At 72.2% G+C, this 17,890-nt stretch carries 18 protein-coding genes and 1 pseudogene; 6 read left to right on the top strand and 13 right to left on the bottom strand.

Translation table 11 applies throughout. The features are described from left to right. Positions 1-93 precede the first annotated feature (93 nt). Entirely contained in the window at positions 94-1,743 is a 1,650-nt protein-coding gene (locus ABT288_RS45280) for an alpha/beta fold hydrolase (protein ID WP_351621492.1), read from the bottom strand. Between the two features lie 136 nt (positions 1,744-1,879). Between ABT288_RS45280 and ABT288_RS45275 the strand changes: the two genes are divergently transcribed. Next, entirely contained in the window at positions 1,880-2,158 is a 279-nt protein-coding gene (locus ABT288_RS45275; protein ID WP_351621490.1) for a hypothetical protein, read from the top strand. Between the two features lie 28 nt (positions 2,159-2,186). Here ABT288_RS45275 and pspAB read toward each other — a convergent pair whose 3' ends face one another. From pspAB to glnA, 5 genes are all read right to left on the bottom strand, one after another. Beyond that, positions 2,187-2,771, bottom strand: a complete 585-nt coding sequence (gene pspAB, locus ABT288_RS45270) for a PspA-associated protein PspAB (RefSeq protein WP_351621487.1) — start codon at positions 2,769-2,771, stop codon at positions 2,187-2,189. A gap of 3 nt (positions 2,772-2,774) precedes the next feature. Further along, positions 2,775-3,695, bottom strand: coding sequence for a zinc metalloprotease HtpX (htpX, locus tag ABT288_RS45265; protein ID WP_351621484.1), 921 nt, complete (start codon positions 3,693-3,695; stop codon positions 2,775-2,777). A gap of 139 nt (positions 3,696-3,834) precedes the next feature. Then, positions 3,835-4,089, bottom strand: a complete 255-nt coding sequence (locus tag ABT288_RS45260; protein ID WP_351621481.1) for an SCO2583/SCO2584 N-terminal domain-containing protein — start codon at positions 4,087-4,089, stop codon at positions 3,835-3,837. 415 nt (positions 4,090-4,504) lie between these two features. Beyond that, positions 4,505-4,990, bottom strand: coding sequence for a helix-turn-helix domain-containing protein (locus tag ABT288_RS45255; RefSeq protein WP_351621478.1), 486 nt, complete (start codon positions 4,988-4,990; stop codon positions 4,505-4,507). Positions 4,991-5,269: 279 nt separating this feature from the next. Further along, positions 5,270-6,679 carry a type I glutamate--ammonia ligase gene (glnA, locus tag ABT288_RS45250; protein ID WP_351621475.1) on the bottom strand — a complete coding sequence of 470 codons (1,410 nt, stop codon included), beginning with the start codon at positions 6,677-6,679 and terminating at the stop codon, positions 5,270-5,272. Between the two features lie 209 nt (positions 6,680-6,888). Between glnA and ABT288_RS45245 the strand changes: the two genes are divergently transcribed. Both ABT288_RS45245 and ABT288_RS45240 read left to right on the top strand, forming a co-directional pair. Further along, positions 6,889-7,359: an RDD family protein gene (locus tag ABT288_RS45245; protein WP_351621472.1), complete on the top strand. Its 471-nt coding sequence runs from the start codon at positions 6,889-6,891 to the stop codon at positions 7,357-7,359. A 94-nt stretch (positions 7,360-7,453) separates the two neighbouring features. Continuing rightward, a complete protein-coding gene (locus tag ABT288_RS45240; RefSeq protein ID WP_351621469.1) occupies positions 7,454-7,954 on the top strand; it encodes a flavin reductase family protein in 501 nt (166 codons plus the stop codon). A 19-nt stretch (positions 7,955-7,973) separates the two neighbouring features. Here the strand turns inward: ABT288_RS45240 and ABT288_RS45235 are convergent, their stop codons facing one another. The 4 genes from ABT288_RS45235 to lipB all read right to left on the bottom strand — a co-directional run bounded on the left by ABT288_RS45235 (position 7,974) and on the right by lipB (position 11,064). Next, positions 7,974-8,663: a DUF4191 domain-containing protein gene (locus ABT288_RS45235; protein ID WP_351621466.1), complete on the bottom strand. Its 690-nt coding sequence runs from the start codon at positions 8,661-8,663 to the stop codon at positions 7,974-7,976. Positions 8,664-8,728: 65 nt separating this feature from the next. Beyond that, entirely contained in the window at positions 8,729-8,926 is a 198-nt protein-coding gene (locus ABT288_RS45230; RefSeq protein WP_053653973.1) for an SCO2195 family GlnR-regulated protein, read from the bottom strand. Between the two features lie 231 nt (positions 8,927-9,157). Next, the gene (gene lipA / locus ABT288_RS45225) at positions 9,158-10,147 is read right to left on the bottom strand and encodes a lipoyl synthase (protein WP_351621463.1); all 990 of its coding nucleotides are present in this window, start codon (positions 10,145-10,147) and stop codon (positions 9,158-9,160) included. Between the two features lie 119 nt (positions 10,148-10,266). After that, positions 10,267-11,064: a lipoyl(octanoyl) transferase LipB gene (gene lipB / locus ABT288_RS45220; RefSeq protein ID WP_351621460.1), complete on the bottom strand. Its 798-nt coding sequence runs from the start codon at positions 11,062-11,064 to the stop codon at positions 10,267-10,269. 241 nt (positions 11,065-11,305) lie between these two features. On the opposite strand from lipB, the gene ABT288_RS45215 reads away from it, so the two are divergent. Then, entirely contained in the window at positions 11,306-12,775 is a 1,470-nt protein-coding gene (locus tag ABT288_RS45215; RefSeq protein WP_351621457.1) for an NsdA family TPR-like regulatory protein, read from the top strand. A gap of 42 nt (positions 12,776-12,817) precedes the next feature. On the opposite strand, the gene ABT288_RS45210 is transcribed toward ABT288_RS45215, so the two are convergent. Together ABT288_RS45210 and ABT288_RS45205 are read right to left on the bottom strand one after the other, a co-directional pair. Then, a complete protein-coding gene (locus tag ABT288_RS45210; protein WP_351621455.1) occupies positions 12,818-14,191 on the bottom strand; it encodes an NAD(P)/FAD-dependent oxidoreductase in 1,374 nt (457 codons plus the stop codon). A gap of 182 nt (positions 14,192-14,373) precedes the next feature. Beyond that, entirely contained in the window at positions 14,374-15,270 is an 897-nt protein-coding gene (locus ABT288_RS45205) for a TIGR01777 family oxidoreductase (RefSeq protein ID WP_351621452.1), read from the bottom strand. A 65-nt stretch (positions 15,271-15,335) separates the two neighbouring features. Here ABT288_RS45205 and ABT288_RS45200 point away from each other — a divergent pair, with 65 nt between their 5' ends. Continuing rightward, positions 15,336-15,815 (top strand): GNAT family N-acetyltransferase, encoded by a 480-nt coding sequence (locus ABT288_RS45200; RefSeq protein ID WP_351621449.1) that lies wholly within the window; start codon positions 15,336-15,338, stop codon positions 15,813-15,815. A 37-nt stretch (positions 15,816-15,852) separates the two neighbouring features. Here the strand turns inward: ABT288_RS45200 and ABT288_RS45195 are convergent, their stop codons facing one another. After that, entirely contained in the window at positions 15,853-17,037 is a 1,185-nt protein-coding gene (locus ABT288_RS45195) for a MarP family serine protease (RefSeq protein ID WP_351621446.1), read from the bottom strand. Between the two features lie 634 nt (positions 17,038-17,671). On the opposite strand from ABT288_RS45195, the pseudogene ABT288_RS45190 reads away from it, so the two are divergent. Further along, a pseudogene (locus ABT288_RS45190) lies at positions 17,672-17,890 on the top strand (hypothetical protein); the annotation flags it as partial.

The following is a 17,890-nucleotide window of genomic DNA, read 5'->3' as shown; positions in this document are numbered from 1 at the left end:
CCGGCGCGGAGAAGCTGGCCGGACCGTGGCGCGGTCTCGGCCGTACCGACCTGACGTCCGAGGTGCTGGGCGCCGCGGGGCCTGCCGGATCGCTCAGCCGTAGCGCTCCAGCAGTCCGCGCACATACGCCTCCATGCGCGCGCCCAGCACCTCGGACGTCAGGTCGGTACGGCCGAGACCGCGCCACGGTCCGGCCAGCTTCTCCGCGCCGGACGCGTAGTGGAGGGCGTCCAGCAGCCGCCAGTACAGATGGTCCCGGCCGTCGGCGAGGCCGTGGCCGCCCCGCCGCTCGTACCGGTCCCGGAAGGCCAGCCCGTGCTCCGGGCCGTGCAGCAGGGCCAGCGCGGTGGAGCAGTGCGCCACGTCCAGGTCGGCCGGACCCCAGGAGGTCTCCACCCAGTCCACGACCCCGCTGATCCGCACGTCCTCGCCCGTGCCCGTGAAGAGCACGTTCCCCGGGTGGTAGTCCCGGTGCAGGAAGCACCCCCGGTACGGCGGCGGGTCCCGGCGGATCACGTCCACGGCGCGCTCCCACAGCGCCCCCGCCGGAGTGCGCACGCTCTCGGGTGAGGTCCACGCCTGGTAGGTGCGGGGCTGCTCCGGCGGCACCACCGCGTGGATCCCGACCAGTTGGGCCGCCAGCAGATCGAGCCGCCGGTCCAGCGCCACGCCGCCGTGCCCGTCCTCTCCGTCCACCAGGATCCGGCCCGGCAGCCCGGTCATCAGCAGGGACGGGTGGTCGCAGTGCTCGGCCGTGGCGTCCACGGCGACCAGGGCCGGGGCGGGCACGGCCTCCTCGGCGGCGAGCAGCCCGAGGACCGCGGCTTCCCGGGACAGCAGCCCGGGCGCGTGCCGCCGGAAGAAGGGCTTCACGAAGGTGCGCAGCACCAGCTCCTCCCCGTTGTCGAGGGTGAGCGCGCGCATCTGCGAGGACCAGCCGCCCTGGAGCATCCGGGTGTCCGTGACGGTACGGCCGGCGGGCAGCTGCTTGGCCACCCAGGCCCGGGTCGCCGCCCAGCCCTGCTCTCCGTCGAGCCCGCTGACCAGCGCCGCCACCAACCCGCGCCGGTCCTCGGCATGGTCGTGGAACCACAGCCCCAACCGGTGCTCCGCCTCGGGGAGTTCGAACCGGGTGTACCGGGCCCGTGCGGTCAGAGCGTCCTGCACCGCCTCGGTCACGGCCGGCGGGATGACCGCGTCGGTGCCCGGGACCGCCAGCACCGCACGGCCCGCGTAGGCCCGGAGCGCCTCCAGGGCGGGCGAGCTCCGCCAGCCGTCCGGTGTGCGGATGATCTCGCTGAAGCGGCCCCGGCCGTTCCCGAGCGGCACCTCCCAGGCCTCGGGGGCGTAGACGGCGGGCGAGCACAGCCCGACGGCCGCCACTCGCGGGCCGTAGTGCCGTACGAGATCGGCGACCGTCTGTCCGCTCATGCTGAAGCCGACCAGGACCAGCGGATCGTCCGCCGGTGCGTGTGCGTCGAGCACCGCCACCGCCTGCTCGAACCGTCGGCGCAGGCTCAGCTCGGCGAGGGAACCCGTGCTCTCGCCATGGCCCGAGAAGTCGAACGCCAGGGCGTGGCAGCCGTGCCCGGCGAACTCCGTGAGCAACGGCAGGAGACGCTGCTTGCTGCCGTTGCCCGCGCCGTGCAGCAGCACCGCCGTGGCCCGGCCCGGTGGGCCCGCGGCCACGCCACTGAGCCGTTCGCCGTCGAAGTCGTGGGTGAATACGGAGAGTTCGCTCATGAGGTCATTCACTCACGGCGGGCCCCCGCCGGGCGGAAAACGGGATGCGGTCCCCGTCACCGCCTCCCTACGCTGAACAAACGGCACGAAGCCGACACACTCCACCCCCGCCACACTCACCCCACGGAGGTCCGTCATGCGTGGCATCGTCGCATCCGCGACCGTCGTCCTGGTGATCCTCGGAATCGGAAACCATCTGTGGTGGCTCGCCGCCGTCGCGCTGCTGTACCTGTACGCGACGCACGGACGCGGTTCCCCCGGCACACCACCACCCGCCGGCGCGGGCACCCCGCCCCCGCCGGAGAGCTACCGCGCCTACCGCGAGCGCCGGGACCGGCTGGCGAAGTGGGAGCGCCGCTACCGCCGGGAACGGCCCTTCGAGACCCGCCGGCAGCAGCGCGAGAAGAGCGGGTGAAGGACGTAGTGCGGTGGGGCGGCCCCGGTCACAGGCCGGGGGCGCCCCACACCGGGAACCAGCGGCCGAGGTCCTGCTCGATCCGCAGATCGTTCGCGAGCGCCGCCTTCACCTGGAGCTCCAGCGCGTTGTCCCGACGCTCGGCCGGGCCGGGCAGGGGAGCGAAGGGGTAGAAGGTGCCCCGCTTGTAGAGGTAGACCAGCGCCAGCTTGTGGCCGCCCTCGTCGGTGAAGGCGGCCAGCGAGCACAGCAGCTGCGGGCCGAAGCCGTTGACCTCCATCGCGCTGTTCACCGCGTGCAGGTCGTTGACCAGCTCCGGCAGCTGCTCGGGGCTGCGCGCGGACACCAGCCAGGAATAGCCGTAGTCGTCCCGGCGCAGCTCCACCGGCAGTCCGCCGCGGTCGCTGTCCGCGTCCAGCAGCGCCTGCACCTCCCGGTGGGTCTGCTCGAAGGCCGCGCCCTCGACCGTGGCGAAGCACACCGCTCCGGTCCCGGTCGGCGTGAAACCGGCCGCGGCCTGAAGGGTCACGGCCGCCGAGGGCAGCGCGAAGAGCTGGTCGAGATCGGGCGCGACCGGTTTCGTACGGCCCAGCAGGATGTCCAGCAGCCCCAACGCTCAGCCCGCCTTCCCGGGAGTGGCGGCCTCGCCCAGCTCCGCCGAGATCCGGCCCAGCTGTTCCAGCCGCTGCTCCAGGGTCGGGTGCGTGGAGAAGATCCGCTCGATGCCCGGCTCCTTCCCGGTCGCCGGGCTGAAGTAGAAGGCGTTGAACGCCTGGGCGGTGCGCAGGTCCTTGCTCGGGATCCGGGCGATGTCCCCGGTGACCTTGGTGAGCGCCGAGGCCAGGGCCGACGGGCGGCCGGTGAGATGCGCGGCCGCGCGGTCGGCCGCCAGCTCCCGGTACCGGGACAGCGCCCGGATCAGCAGGAAGCTGATCGCGTACACCGCCGCGGAGACGCCCATGATCGCGGCGAAGACGGCGGCGGTGTTCTGGTCCCTGCGGCCGCCGCCGAAGACCTGCGAGTAGAAGGCGAACCGCACGATCAGGCCCGCCAGCACGCCGAGGAAGGACGCGACCGTGATCACGGCGACGTCCTTGTGCGCCACGTGCGACAGCTCGTGCGCCAGCACGCCCTCCAGCTCGGCCGGCTCCAGCCGCCGTAGCAGCCCCGTGGTCACGCAGACCACGGCGTGGTCGGGATTACGGCCGGTCGCGAACGCGTTCGGCATGTCCATGTCGGACACCGCGACCACCGGCTTGGGCATGTCGGCGATCGCGCACAGCCGGTCCACCACCGCGTGCAGCTCGGGATACTCCTCCCGCTCCACGACCCGGCCGTGCATCGCGAACATGGCGATCCGGTCGGAGAACCAGAACTGTGCCACGAACATCGCTCCGACCAGCACGACGACCAGCACCCAGGACCTCAGCAGCGCGATCAGCGCGGCGACGAAGCCCACGTACAGCAGACCGAGCAGGAACATCGTCAGACCCATGCGCACGGTCAGCCGTCGGTCGCTCCGGAAGCGGCTCTGCATCTTGCATCACCCCGCAGTCAGGCACTCGTCCCGCTGTCCAGTGTGCACCAGCCCACCCCCATGAACAGGTCCCGAACGTCCCCAGGAGCGGCAAAACGCACCTGTGAGCCGGCCGGCTGCCGCCGTCGGTCCCCGCCCGCTAGCGCGAGGAGCCGAACTGCAGCAGCCCGATCAGCACCATGACCCCGATCACACAGCCGAAGACCACGGCCGTCGACGCCCACGACGTCCGGCGCGGCACCGGATCGGGATCGGCGCGGAAGGGCGCCGGATCCGGCGGGGTCTCCTTCCAGCGCGCGGCGAGCATCCGGGCCCGGGCCGAGGGCTCCTTGTGCTCGGCGGAATTCGCCCAGCGGTGATCGAACTCCCGCTCCCAGTCGTCCTGTTCCGTCATCCCCGTTCAACCTCTCTCGTCCGGCAGGGTCAGGAGGGATGATCCCCCGGAAGTAGGAAGTCCGGGAAGCGGGAAAAAGTTCCCTCCCCGGTGTCCCACGGTCCGGAACACGTCGAAGGCCCCCGCGGCAGGCTCGTGGTCCAGCACGCCCGCGTCATGCCGTCTGGCCCGCCCGAACCCCACGGCGACGAGGGCCCACGCTGGGTACTCGTCCCGCACGGAAGCCGGTCCAGCCGCCTGGCGTCTGCCATGGCCGGCGAGGGAGCAGGGGACGATCGGGTGGGGGGAACGGTCGGTATGGAGTCCGGCTCTTCCGGCTTTTCACGGCCGGCCGTGGGCGCGGTGCTGCGGCACCGACGGGAGGGCGCCGCTGCGGACTACGGCGCCCTCAAAGCAGGACCCGGCGCCGACCTGGTCAGCGCTCGCAGGCGCCACCCCTCTCCGGCCCGTCGCCCGTCGTGCCGTCGCCGCGCAGTTCGACACAGCATGAGCCGGGCCGCGGGGCGAGGACTGCAGTGGTCCTGTCGCTTCCCAGGCCGTGCAGGTAGCCGGCCAGAAAAGCCCGGTTGACGGCGCAGATCGGTTCGGGGGCCTTGGCTGCCATGGGGTGGAAGGGGCAGTTGCGCAGGCGCATCAGGGTGGGGGCGGTGCGCTCCGGCTCGTAGCCGAACTTCTCGAGTGTGCCGGCCGCGACGCTCAGTCCGCGCTCGGCGCCGAGGCGCCCCGGACGCACTCGCTCGCGTTCGGCGGTGCCCAGGGTCTCCCCTCGCCGGTATGCCGCACGGAGCGCGGCGTCCCTGGCCGATTCCTCGTCCGTCTCGGTGAGCACGGCCTCGGTGAGAAGGTCGGCCGGCATGCCGTAGCGACGCTCGGGGATGGTCAGCGTGACGGCCTCGTCCACCGGCGCGTACACCTTGGGCTACGGCCAACCCTTCGGATACCCGCGGGCGATCGATGGCGCGCCTGGAGCAGGCCGGCCGCCACCGGCTTGTCCAGGTGGAACGCCGCCAGCTCGCGGGAGATGCCGAGGCCGTCGGCAACCTCTTCAGTTGGTGAAACTTCTCGGTGATGCGTGGAGTCCGAGAAAAAGCCGTCGGCCGGCTCTCCCGAAGAAGGAGAGCCGGCCGACGGCCCACGGACGGCCCAGGGGCGCGGTTACCCGCTCCGACCTGGGGCGATATCACACGTCGAAGTACAGCTCGAACTCGTGCGGGTGCGGACGCAGCTGCAGCGGCGCGATCTCGTTGGTGCGCTTGAAGTCGATCCACGTCTCGATCAGGTCCGGCGTGAAGACGTCGCCCTGGAGGAGGAACTCGTGGTCGGCCTCGAGCGAGTCGAGGACGGCCGGCAGCGAGGTCGGGACCTGGGCGACGTTCGCGTGCTCCTCGGGAGCCAGCTCGTACAGGTCCTTGTCGATCGGCTCGGCCGGCTCGATCTTGTTCTTGATGCCGTCCAGACCCGCGAGGAGCAGGGCGGAGAAGGCCAGGTACGGGTTGCCGGAGGAGTCCGGGGCGCGGAACTCGACGCGCTTGGCCTTCGGGTTGGAGCCGGTGATCGGGATACGCATGGCCGCGGAGCGGTTGCGCTGCGAGTACACCAGGTTGATCGGCGCCTCGAAGCCCGGCACCAGACGGTGATACGAGTTCACCGTCGGGTTGGTGAAGGCCAGCAGCGACGGGGCGTGCTTGAGGATGCCGCCGATGTAGTAGCGGGCGGTGTCCGACAGGCCCGCGTAACCGGCCTCGTCGTAGAACAGCGGGTCGCCGTTGCTCCACAGCGACTGGTGCACGTGCATGCCCGAGCCGTTGTCACCGAAGATCGGCTTCGGCATGAAGGTCGCGGTCTTGCCGTTGCGCCAGGCCACGTTCTTCACGATGTACTTGAACAGCTGCAGGTCGTCGGCGGCGGCCAGCAGGGTGTTGAACTTGTAGTTGATCTCCGCCTGGCCGGCGGTGCCCACCTCGTGGTGCTGGCGCTCGACCTTCAGGCCGGCCGCCTCCAGCTCCAGGGAGATCTCGGCGCGCAGGTCGGCGAAGTGGTCGACCGGCGGGACCGGGAAGTAGCCGCCCTTGTAGCGGACCTTGTAACCGCGGTTGTCCTCGAGGGCACCGGTGTTCCAGGCGCCCGCCTCGGAGTCGATGTGGTAGAAGGACTCGTTCGCCGAGGTGGCGAAACGGACGCTGTCGAAGACGTAGAACTCGGCCTCGGGACCGAAGTACGCGGTGTCCGCGATACCGGTCGACGCGAGGTAGGCCTCGGCCTTCTTCGCCACGTTGCGCGGGTCACGGGAGTACTGCTCGCCCGTGATCGGGTCGTGGATGAAGAAGTTGATGTTGAGCGTCTTGTCCCGGCGGAAGGGGTCCACACGGGCGGTGGACAGGTCGGCACGCAGCGCCATGTCGGACTCGTGGATGGCCTGGAAGCCGCGGATCGACGATCCGTCGAAGGCCAGCTCCTCGTCCGGGTCGAACGCCTCAACGGGCACCGTGAAGTGCTGCATGACGCCCGGCAGGTCGCAGAAGCGGACGTCGACGAACTTGACGTCCTCGTCCGCGATGAACTTCTTGGCCTCGTCGGCGTTCTGGAACATCCAGCTCCTCCTACTCCCGACCGTCCTCGCCGGGGTGGTAGATCGTTCGTGCGGCCAGTGCGGTGGCACACGCTGGTCTCGACCCTAGGGACGGGTGATTTCTCGGGCGTGACCCGTTTGTTTCGCAGAAGTTAACCGGCCACGCGTCCACCCTAGCTCCGGGACACCCCGGCGTACCCCGGTCATTTCGGGCCCAGTACCGTGGACGGGTGGACAACAGGCAAGCACTCGGGTCGTGGCTCTCCGGGCCTCGCGCGGCCATGGAAGAGGCCGGCGCGGACTTCGGCTACCGGGGCGAGCAGCTCGGCCTCCCCGAGGAGGGGCCGAACTCGATCGCCCGCCCGGGACGCCGGCTCGGCGCGCTCGCCGTGGACTGGGGACTGAGCGTTCTGATCGCATACGGCCTGATCACGAACGGCTACCGGGTGCCTGCGACGAGCAACTGGGCGCTCGGCGTCTTCTTCGTCATGAGCGTGCTGACCGTGGGCACGATCGGCTTCACCCCGGGCAAGCGGCTCTTCGGCATCCGGGTGGTGGCCCTGGAGACCGGCACGGTCAGCCCGCTGCGGTCCCTGCTCCGCACGGTCCTGTTGTGCCTCGCGATTCCGGCGCTGATCTGGGACCGGGACGGCCGCGGGCTGCACGACAGGCTGGCGAAGACCGTGGAGGTCCGGGTCTGACCGTTCCCGGCTGCGGGTCCGCGCCCGCACCCGGCAGTCGTCCAGATGCCACCACCCGGTTGCCCGGTCACACCGCCGACGGCATCGTCGCGGTATGACCGATGCTCAGGATGTGATGGCGGCCGAGGTGACGCCGGAGGAGTTCCGGGACGCCATGGCGCGCTTTCCGTCGGGCGTGGTGGTGGTGACCGCCCGCTGCGAGGACGGCACCCCGCGCGGCTTCACGGCGAGCTCCTTCTGTTCCGTCTCCCTGGAGCCACCGCTGGTCCTGGTGTGTCTCGCGGACGCGGCCGACTCCGCGGCGGTCTTCGCGCGGTGCGACCACTTCGCGGTGAGCGTGCTCGCCCCGGAGCACCAGCCGCTGGCCCTGCTGTTCGCCACCAAGGGCGCCGACAAGTTCTCCGACACCTTGCTGCAGCCGAACCCCTCCGGGCTGCCGGCGGTGCGGCAGGCGCCCGTACAACTGGACTGTGCCGCATACGCGCGTTACCCGGCCGGGGATCACACGATCCTGATCGGCCGGGTAACGGGAGTACGGCTGGGCGAGGGTTCGCCGATGGTCTACTGCGAGCGGGAGTTCCGGCGCCTGCGCTGACGGGCCGGCGCCGCGGGGCTCAGCGGCCCTTCGGCATCCGCATGCCCTTGGGCATGGGCCCCTTCGGCAGCGGCATGTTGCTCATCAGGTCGCCCAGGGCCCGCAGCCGGTCGTTGGTGGCCGTGACCTGGGGGCCGGTGAGCACGCGCGGGAACTTCAGCAGGGTCGTGCGCAGCTTCTTCAGCTCGACCTGGCCCTCGCCGGTGCCGACGATCACATCGTGCACCGGTACGTCCGCGACGATCCGGTTCATCTTCTTCTTCTCGGCGGCCAGCAGGCTCTTCACCCGGTTCGGGTTGCCCTCGGCGACCAGCACGATGCCGGCCTTGCCGACCGCCCGGTGCACCACGTCCTGGCTGCGGTTCATCGCCACCGCCGGAGTCGTCGTCCAGCCCCGGCCGATGTTGTCCAGTACGGCGGCCGCGGCGCCCGGCTGGCCCTCCATCTGGCCGAAGGCGGCGCGCTCGGCACGGCGGCCGAACACGATCGCCGTCGCCAGCAGTGCGATCAGCAGGCCGAAGATGCCCAGGTAGACCGGGTGGCCGAGCAAGAAGCCGATCACAAGGAAGACAGCGAGGGTGCCGATGCCGACGGCCCCGAGTACAAGACCGATCTTTGTGTCGACCTTGCGGGTCATCTTGTAGGTGAGGGCGATCTGCTTCAGTCGCCCTGCGTTCGCGGCGTCCGCCGCGGGTTCCTTCCTCGCCATGTCACGAAGTCTACGTGGCCCCGGGAGTGCGGACGACGGCAGTGCCCGGTGCACGGCCGGTGGACTCAGGAGCGGCCGGCGGCCTGCTCCAGGACACGCTGCGCCTCCACCCGGTCCTTGGCACGCCGGCGGTCCTCCAGCACGGAGGTCCACGCGTTGCGCCGGGCGGTGCGCTGACCACCGCTCATGAGCAGCGACTCGACGGCGCGGAGAGCGTCGGTGAAGGACGGGATGGCGGTGGCGCGTACGGGCGCGGCCTGCATGATCGAGGTCCCCCCTCGGAGCGGACGGTGTACGAGGCGTGATACCAGAGTCACTGATTGGTGTTACCAGGGCGTGTCCGACCGGTCAAACGCCAATGAAGCCTTGATACAGAGCGCTGAAACGCTGACGCGGCCCTGATGCCCGCCCTCATCAGCGAGGACGGTCAGGACCGCGTCGACTCGGCCATTACTGGCCGGTAGCTACTTGTGCGTGAATTCACACGCGCGGGCTCACACCGCCTGGGTGGCGACGAACGAACCGCCCCGCTGCGGAGCAGCCGAGTGACGCTGTTCGATGGCCATCCGGTACAGGCGCCCGGCCCGGTACGAGGACCGCACCAGCGGACCCGACATCACACCGGAGAAGCCGATCTGCTCGGCCTCCTCCTTCAGCTCCACGAACTCCTGCGGCTTCACCCAGCGCTCGACGGGGTGGTGCCGGACGGAGGGGCGCAGGTACTGGGTGATGGTGACCAGCTCGCAGCCCGCGTCGTGCAGCTGCCTCAGCGCCTCGCTGACCTCCTCGCGGGTCTCGCCCATGCCGAGGATCAGGTTGGACTTGGTCACCAGGCCGTAGTCGCGGGCCTCGGTGATGACCTTCAGGGAGCGCTCGTAGCGGAAGCCGGGGCGGATCCGCTTGAAGATCCGCGGGACCGTCTCGACGTTGTGCGCGAAGACCTCGGGGCGCGAGGAGAAGACCTCGGCCAGCTGCTCGGGGACCGCGTTGAAGTCGGGGGCGAGGAGTTCGACCTTCGTACGGCCGCCCTCCCGCTCGGCGGTCTGCCGGTGGATCTGGCGCACGGTCTCGGCGTACAGCCAGGCGCCGCCGTCCTCCAGGTCGTCGCGGGCGACGCCGGTGATGGTGGCGTAGTTCAGGTCCATCGTGACCACGGACTCGCCGACGCGCCGCGGCTCGTCGCGGTCCAGGGCCTCGGGCTTGCCGGTGTCGATCTGGCAGAAGTCACAGCGCCGGGTGCACTGGTCGCCGCCGATGAGGAAGGTCGCCTCGCGGTCCTCCCAGCACTCGTAGATGTTCGGGCAGCCGGCTTCCTGGCAGACCGTGTGCAGGCCCTCGCTCTTCACGAGGTTCTGCATCTTCGTGTACTCGGGACCCATTTTCGCCCGGGTCTTGATCCACTCGGGCTTGCGCTCGATGGGGGTCTGGCTGTTGCGGACCTCCAGGCGCAGCATCTTGCGTCCGTCCGGTGAGACTGCGGACACGTCGGCTCCCTGTGACTTCGATTCTTCGGCGTACACCAGGGTACGCCCGTGCTCATTGCGCCCTGCCGGGGAGATCAACCTGGCGGTCGCAGGGCGCATTCCCACCACGGCCGGGCGGGTCAGGCGCTCGCCTTCTCGATCACCCGCGGCTTCAGGTCCGCGTTCTCCAGGATGTCCCGCAGGTGCCTCTCCGCCACCGGCAGGACCTCCTCGATGGTGATGTCCCGGCCCAGCTCGGCCGCGAGGGAGGCGACCCCCGCGTCCCGGATCCCGCACGGGATGATCCGGTCGAACCACTTGTTGTCGGGGTTCACGTTGAGGGCGAAGCCATGCATCGTGACGCCCTTGGCGACCCGGATGCCGATCGCGGCGATCTTGCGGTCCTCGCGCCGCTGGCCGGCGTTGGAGGGGGCGTACTCCGGGCCGTTGAGGCGGGGGTCGAACTCCTCGTCCTGCAGCCGCGGGTCGAAGTCCAGGGAGAGCCCGCCGAGCGAGGGCCGCTGCTCGACCGGGTCGCCGAGCACCCACACGCCGCTGCGGCCCTCGACCCGGGTGGTCTCCAGGCCGAACTCGGCGCAGGTGCGGATCAGCGCCTCCTCCAGGCGCCGTACGTGCGCGACCACGTCCACCGGGCGCGGGAGCTTCTGGATCGGGTAGCCCACCAGCTGGCCGGGGCCGTGCCAGGTGATCTTGCCGCCGCGGTCCACGTCGATGACCGGGGTGCCGTCCAGCGGACGCTCGCTGTCCTCGGTGCGGCGGCCGGCCGTGTACACCGGGGGATGCTCCAGCAGGATCACGGTGTCCGGGACCTCGTCGGCGAAGCGGGCCGCGTGCACCCGGCGCTGCTCGTCCCAGGCCTCCTGGTAATCGACGGCATCCGCACCGAACCCCATGCGAACGAACCGCAACTCACTCACGGCAAGGGCCTCCCTCAGCGAACCGGTGTGTCAGGCACGAAACGCGCCCACGCCACTGTACGTCCGACCGGCGTACGTCAGCCCTGCGGGCGTTCCTCACACGATCGGATGAATGCCCTGCGGAATGTGCGATCGCCTGCTCACCCTCCGCTACATTCGCGCCGTTCGTGAGGCCATAAGGGCTGCTCAAAGGCAAACCGGGCACTTCGACAGGCTCGGAAGGCAGGAGACCGCACCGCAGATGACGGACCGACCCGCGCAGCGCACCCCCAACCGCCAACTCGCCGCGCTCATCGCAGAAGCGGGGTTCTCCAACGCGGGTCTGGCCCGTCGCGTCGACCAGCTCGGGCTCGAGCACGGGCTCGACCTCAGATATGACAAGACCTCGGTCACCCGCTGGCTGCGCGGACAGCAGCCCCGGGGCACGACCCCCGCCCTGATCGCCGAGGTCTTCACGCGCCGGCTGGGTCGCCGGCTCACGGCCCAGGATCTCGGCCTGGACGCCTGTGCGCCGGTGTACGCCGGGCTGGAGTTCGCGGCCACCCCGGAGGAGGCCGTCGACATCGTCAGCGGGCTGTGGCGCAAGGACTCCGGCAGCCACGCCGAACTGCGCAAGATCGCGTTCACCCCGGCGGGGCTCGTGGTGCCCAGCCGGGACTGGCTGATCGGCAAGCCCGACGACAAGGTGGCCCGCGAACCGGCACCCCGGGTGCCCGCGCAGGGCCGCCCCGCCCCGGTCAAGCCCCAGGGGCGGCAGCCGCTGCCGGTGCCGCCCCGGGCGCGCGGGCACGCCGAGCGCGCCCCCGGCCACAAGGTCACGGGCGGCGACATCAACGCGCTGCGCTCGGTCGGCGAACTGTTCCGCACCCTCGACGACCGCTACGGCGGCGGCCACGCCCGGCAGGCCCTGGTGCGCTACCTGGAGCACGAGTGCGAGCCGATGCTCCGCGGCAGCTACGACGAGCAGACCGGCCGCAAGCTGTTCGGTGCCGCCGCCGACCTGACCCGGCTCGCGGGCTGGACCTCGTACGACATCGCCGCTCACGGACTCGCCCAGCGCTACTTCGTGCAGGCCCTGCGGCTCGCCCAGGCGGCCGGCGACCGGGCGTACGGCTCCTACGTCCTGGTCACCATGAGCCGGCAGGCCGTCTATCTCGGCCACGGCAGGGAGGCCGTACAGCTCGTCCGTGTCGCCCAGCAGGGCATGGGGACCGGCGGCCCGCCGGTCGTGCAGGCGCTGCTGCACGCCTCCGAGGCGAGGGCGCACGGCGTGCTCGGCGAGGTGCGGGCGTGCACGGCGGCGCTCGTGCGGGCCGAGCGCGCCCTGGAGGCGGCCCGGCCCGGGGACGAGGTGCCGTACTGGGCGAAGTTCTTCGACGAGGCTCAGCTCGCCGACGAGTTCGGGCACTGCCACCGGGATCTGCAGCAGTTCCGGGCCTCCGCCCAGCACGCCGAACGCTCACTCCAGCTCCGCGCGACCTCCCACGCCCGCAGCCGGCTCTTCTGCCGCGTGGTCCTCGCCACGGCCCGCCTCGGCCTCGGCGAACTCGACCAGGCGTGCGCCCTGGCCGCGGAGGCCGCCGGCCAGGCCGCGGAGATGCGGAGCGTTCGCGCTGTGGAGTACGTGCGGGACTTCGAGCGCCGGCTCGAGCCTTATCGGGACGCGGCACCGGTGCGGGGGTACCGGGAGAAGGTGGCGGCGTTGGGGTAGCCGGTTGCCGGTCGCCGTCGGGGCTTGCGGTTGTCCGTCCGCCTACGCCGCCCTGGGCAGAGTAGGCGCCGGATCCGCGCGGTTCAGCGAACCCGCCGCGCCCAGGTCGGCCAGGATCGCCGCCGACGCGCGGTGGGCCGAGTGCAGGGCGCCCTGGAGCGTGCTGGTGTCGCGGTGGTCGCCGCAGACGTACAGGCCGGCGAGCAGCCGTACCGGGCGGCGCAGGTCGTGGGGTGGGCGCATCGCCGGGACCGCCTCCGGGGTGTGGTGCACCGCCAGCGTCTCCCAGCGGCGCGTCGAGGTGCCGTGGAGACGGGAGAGGTGGATGCGGACGGCGGTGTCGACCCCTTCCGGCGGTGTGCCGAGCACGGTCGAGGAGATCAGCACCCGGCCGGCCGGCGCCCGGCTCGGGTCCACGGCGCTGAGCACCGCCGTGTGCGCCACCGGCCCGCCGCGGTCGGCGTCCAGCAGCAGCGAGGTGCCGGTGGCGAGGACCGCCGCCGGGTCGTCGGTGGTGTGGTGGACCACGGTCACCGGGTGGAAGTCCGGCACCCTCAGGCCCGGCAGCAGCTCCGCCGCCGCCCGCGCGTCGGTCGCCAGCAGCACCGCCCGGCAGCGGATCTCGCCGTGCTCGGCGGTGGCCACCGAGGTCGTGGACACCGAGGTGACCCGCACCCCGGTGTGCACGATGCCCGGCGGCAGCGCCCGCGCCAGCAGCTCCGGCAGCATCTCCGCGCCGCCCTCCGGCACACACAGCCGGCCGCTCGCGAAGGCGCGCAGCGCGAGGTCGGCGCACCGGCTCGAGGTGGTCAGCTCCGGGTCGCACAGCAGGGTGGCGAGCAGCGGGCGCAGAAAGCCGTCGATCGTGCGCGGCGGCAACCCGCGCTGGGCGAGGGCCTGGCGGGCGGGCATCTCCGGGCGGGCCAGGATGCGCTCGACCGGGGTGGCGGCGATCCGCCCCAGCGCGGCGCCGAGCCGGGCCTGGTCGACCGCGCCGCCCACCGGTGCGCCGGCCCGGCCGGGGCCGGTCGCCGGTCCCCTGGGGGCGCTGGCGAGAGCGCGCACCACATGGAGTGCGCCCCTTGCGCCCCGTGTGCTCCCCACGGCCGCCGGTGCGCCCGCGCGCTGGGTGCGTCCGTCGCGGTGCAGCAGGACGCCCGGCGCGAAGGTGCGCAGGACCAGGGAGTCCAGGCCCGGGGTCGTGCGGAGTTCGGGGTAGGACGTGGACATCAGCTGTCCGATGCGGTCGAGCCGGAAGCCGTCGACCTTCTCCGTCGACATGCGGCCGCCGACGTAAGGGGCGGCCTCGAGGACTGCGGTCGAGATTCCTGCGCTGGTCAGCCGATGAGCCGCCGAGAGTCCGGCGATTCCGGCTCCCACGATGACGACGTCCACCTGGTACGCGGGCTCAAGCACGAGGCCCCTCCTGTGGTTGCGCGGCCGGTGGAGACGTCATGCCCCCAACTGGCTCCGGGAATACCCGAGTTCGCCTCGAGGTTAGGTCCGTGATCGGTCACGAACAGTCGCGCATCAACAGGGCACGGTCGCATAGAGGTCGCATGCGGTCACATCCGTTCGCCGGTGTTGCAGGCGCCGGTTCACCCCGCGGAGCGGATCGCCTCCTCGATCCCCGGGAACGCGAACCGGAACCCCGACTCCAACAGCCGCCTCGGCAGCACCCGTTGGCTGCCCAGCACGTCCCCCGCCATGTCGCCCAGCACCGCCCGCAGCACCGGCGCCGGGACCGCGAAGGGGGCGGGGCGGTGCAGCACGCGGGCCATCGCCGCCGTGATCTCACGGTTCGTCAGCGGCCGCGGGGCCGTCAGGTTGAACGGCCCGGAGAGCGTGTCGTCGTCGATGAGATGCCGGATCGCGGCGACCTCGTCGTGCAGCGCGATGTACGACCAGTACTGCCGACCGTCGCCCAGCCTCCCCCCGAGCCCCGCCCGGAACAGCGGGAACAGCCGCCCCCAGGCCCCGCCGCCGCGCGCCACCACCAGGCCCGTGCGCGCGAACACCGTCCGCACGCCCGCCTCCTGCGCGGGCGCCGCCGCCTCCTCCCACTCCACGCACAGCGAGGGCAGGAAACCGTCGCCCGGCGGGGCGTCCTCGTCCACCGCCCGGTCGCCGGTGTCGCCGTAGAAGCCGATCGCGCTGCCGCTGACGAAGACCCGCGGCGGCTCGGGCAGCGCGGCCACCGCCTCCGCCAGCGCGGCCGTGCCCAGCACCCGGCTGTCCCGCAGCAGCCGCTTGTACGACGGCGTCCAGCGCCGGTCGCCGATGCCCGCCCCGGCCAGATTGACCACCGCGGCACAGCCGGTCAGCCCGGCCGCGTCCACGTACTGCCCCTCGGGGTCCCAGCAGACCTCGTACGGGCCCGCTGCCGCCCGGCGTACCAGTCGTACCACCTCGTGCCCGTCCGCGGTCAGGGACCGCACCAGGGCGCTGCCGATGAGCCCGGACGCGCCGGCCACCGCGATGCGCATACGTTCCATGGCCCCAGCATGCCCGCGCGAAAACCCCGTGAGGTGCTCCGGCGGCCCGCCGTACCGTGATCGTCATGCCGGAGCCGTACATACGCATCGCCGTGCCCGCCGACGAAGAACGACTGGCCGCCCTCGACCGGGCCACCTGGTCCACCCTGCACGCCGTGTCGCCCCCGCCGGAGGGCCCGTTCTTCGACGAGCGCCACCTCCCGGAGGACTACCTGGTCGCCGTGGCCGACGGGCGGGTCGCCGGCTATGTCCGCATCGCCCGCCCCACCCCGCTGGCCTCCAACGCGCACGTCCTGCAGATCCAGGGCCTCGCCGTCGCCGAGGAGGCGCGCGGGCGGGGCCTCGGGCGCGCGCTCATCCGGGGCGCCGTCGAGGAGGCGCGCGGGCGCGGGGCGCGGCGGCTGAGCCTGCGCGTGCTCGGGCACAACGCCCCGGCCCGCGCGCTGTACGAGTCCGAGGGGTTCGCCGTCGAGGGAGTGCAGCCGGAGGAGTTCCTCCTCGACGGCGCCTACGTCGACGACGTACTCATGGGCCGGCGCGTCTGACCGCCGGGAGCCGGCCGGCCGGAGCCCGGGAGCCGGCCTAGGAGCTGACCAGCTGGCCGGTGTCCACCGGCGCCGTCGTCGTCGCGGCGCGCTGGGCGTCGCCCGTCACCTCGTCCGCCGTCAGCGCGTACCCCGTCTCGGCGTCCGAGGTGGAGCGCGCGAAGACCACCCCGAACACCTTGCCCGTCGTGGTCAGCAGCGGGCCGCCGGAGTTGCCCGGCCGGACCGTGGAGCGGATCGAGTAGATGTCCCGGGTGACCGCGGCGTCGTTGTAGATGTTCTGCCCGGTCGCCCGCACCCGGCTCGCCACCGTCGCCGCCTGCAGGTCCAGCCCGCCGTCCTGCGGATAGCCCGCGACCACCGCCGAGTCACCGCGCGTCGCGCTGGTGTCGAACCGCAGCACCGGGGCGTGCAGCCCGGGCACATACAGCACTGCCACGTCCCGGTCGGGGTCGAAGAGCACCACCCGGGCCAGGTACGACCGCCCCACGCCGCCGACCCGCACGCTCGGGTGGTCGATGCCCGCCACCACGTGCGCGTTGGTCATCACATGCCCCGCGGCGTAGACGAAACCGCTGCCCTCGCGCCCCTCGTTGCCCGAGGCGCCCTCGATCTTCACCGTGCTCAGCTTGGCGGCGCTCGTCGCGGCCGGGGTGACGCTGTCCCCGGAGGGCCGGGCCACCCTTGCCGTCGACTCGTTCTCGAACGGGTTGAAGACCTGCGGGAAGCCCGCCTCGGTCAGCGCCGACGTGGCCCGCGAGAACCACGCGGGCGTGGTGTCCGGCATCGCGTCCTGCACCGCGCCCAGCAGCGTCGAGTTCCGTATCGCCGCGTTCAGCGTCTGGGACGGGGCCGCGCCCAGCACGCTCGCCGCCACCCAGGCCACGATCAGCACCGCCACCGAGTTCGCCGCCGCGCCCCCCAGCCCGTCCAGCACCCGCAGCGGGCCCCGGTCCAGCTCCCCGCGCAGCCGCAGCGCCAGCCGGCCGGCGAGCTCGTGCCCCACCACCGCGGGCACCAGCACGGTCACCACCGCGAGGGTCGTCGCCTGCGCCGTACCGCGCTCCACCAGGCCGGTCACCCAGGGCAGCACCCACACGCCGACGACGGCACCGCCGACGAACCCGGCCAGCGAGACGCAGCCGGCCACCAGCCCGCGCCGGTAACCGGACGCCGCGTAGACGAGGATCACCAGCACGAGCACCAGGTCGAGCAGGTCCACGGAGCCGCCTTTCTCTCGGACCCCTCAGTACGGACGGGACGGGGCCGGTGATCAGTCACCCACTCACGGGCACGGCCACCGGGCGGCGAACCGGCCTCGTATGTGTGTACCCCCGGAAACGTCCCGGACCGGGATGATGGTTCCGCCAGGTGGCAGAGTGCACATCGCGGGCACGGCCCGGCCGCCCGAGAGTGGGCTCATGCACGCCGTCCGAAAAAGACTGGAGACGCTCGGCAGGCGCAAGCCGCTGGGCAGGCCGGGGACACCGGGGCCGAAGCTGCCGGTGACTCCGCAGCCGGGGGATACACCCGTTATGCAGGGTATGCCGGAGTTGGCCGGGGCGCCGGGGGGAGCCGGGACGCCGGAGTCCTCCGGGGCGCCGCAGACGTCCGCGACCCCGGGTCGTACGGGACTGCTGGAACTCCTGAGACAACAGCTGAGGCTCCTGATATCCATGAGACGCCTGAGATCCATGAGACAGATGAGACGCCTGAGACGCCGGGGACCCGGGTTCCCGCCGACGCCGAGCACGCGGACGCCGGACCCGGGACAGACACCCGGGACCTCGCGGACGCGGGAGGCGGGAAGGACACCCGAGGCATCCGAAGGGCCGGCGACACCCGCGATGGCGGGAATGCCGAAGCCGCCGGACACGCCCGGCCCGCTGGAGACACCGGAGCCGGCCGACACGCCGGAGCCGGGGCGCCGGGGAGCCCGGCGGATACCCGGCGCCCTGCTGATGCTGCTCGGCTGTCTGCCCGGGCTGGTGGCCGTCCTCGTGCTCGCCCTGGGCGCAGGCGGTGTCGAGCGCCCCGCCGCGGCGGACCTCGACCGCCTCGACCGGCCCGGCCCG

This window comes from Streptomyces sp. NPDC001093, assembly GCF_040298985.1.
In the GTDB taxonomy this organism is placed as follows: Bacteria; Actinomycetota; Actinomycetes; order Streptomycetales; family Streptomycetaceae; genus Streptomyces.
This window is presented reverse-complemented; position numbering and strand designations above follow the sequence as displayed.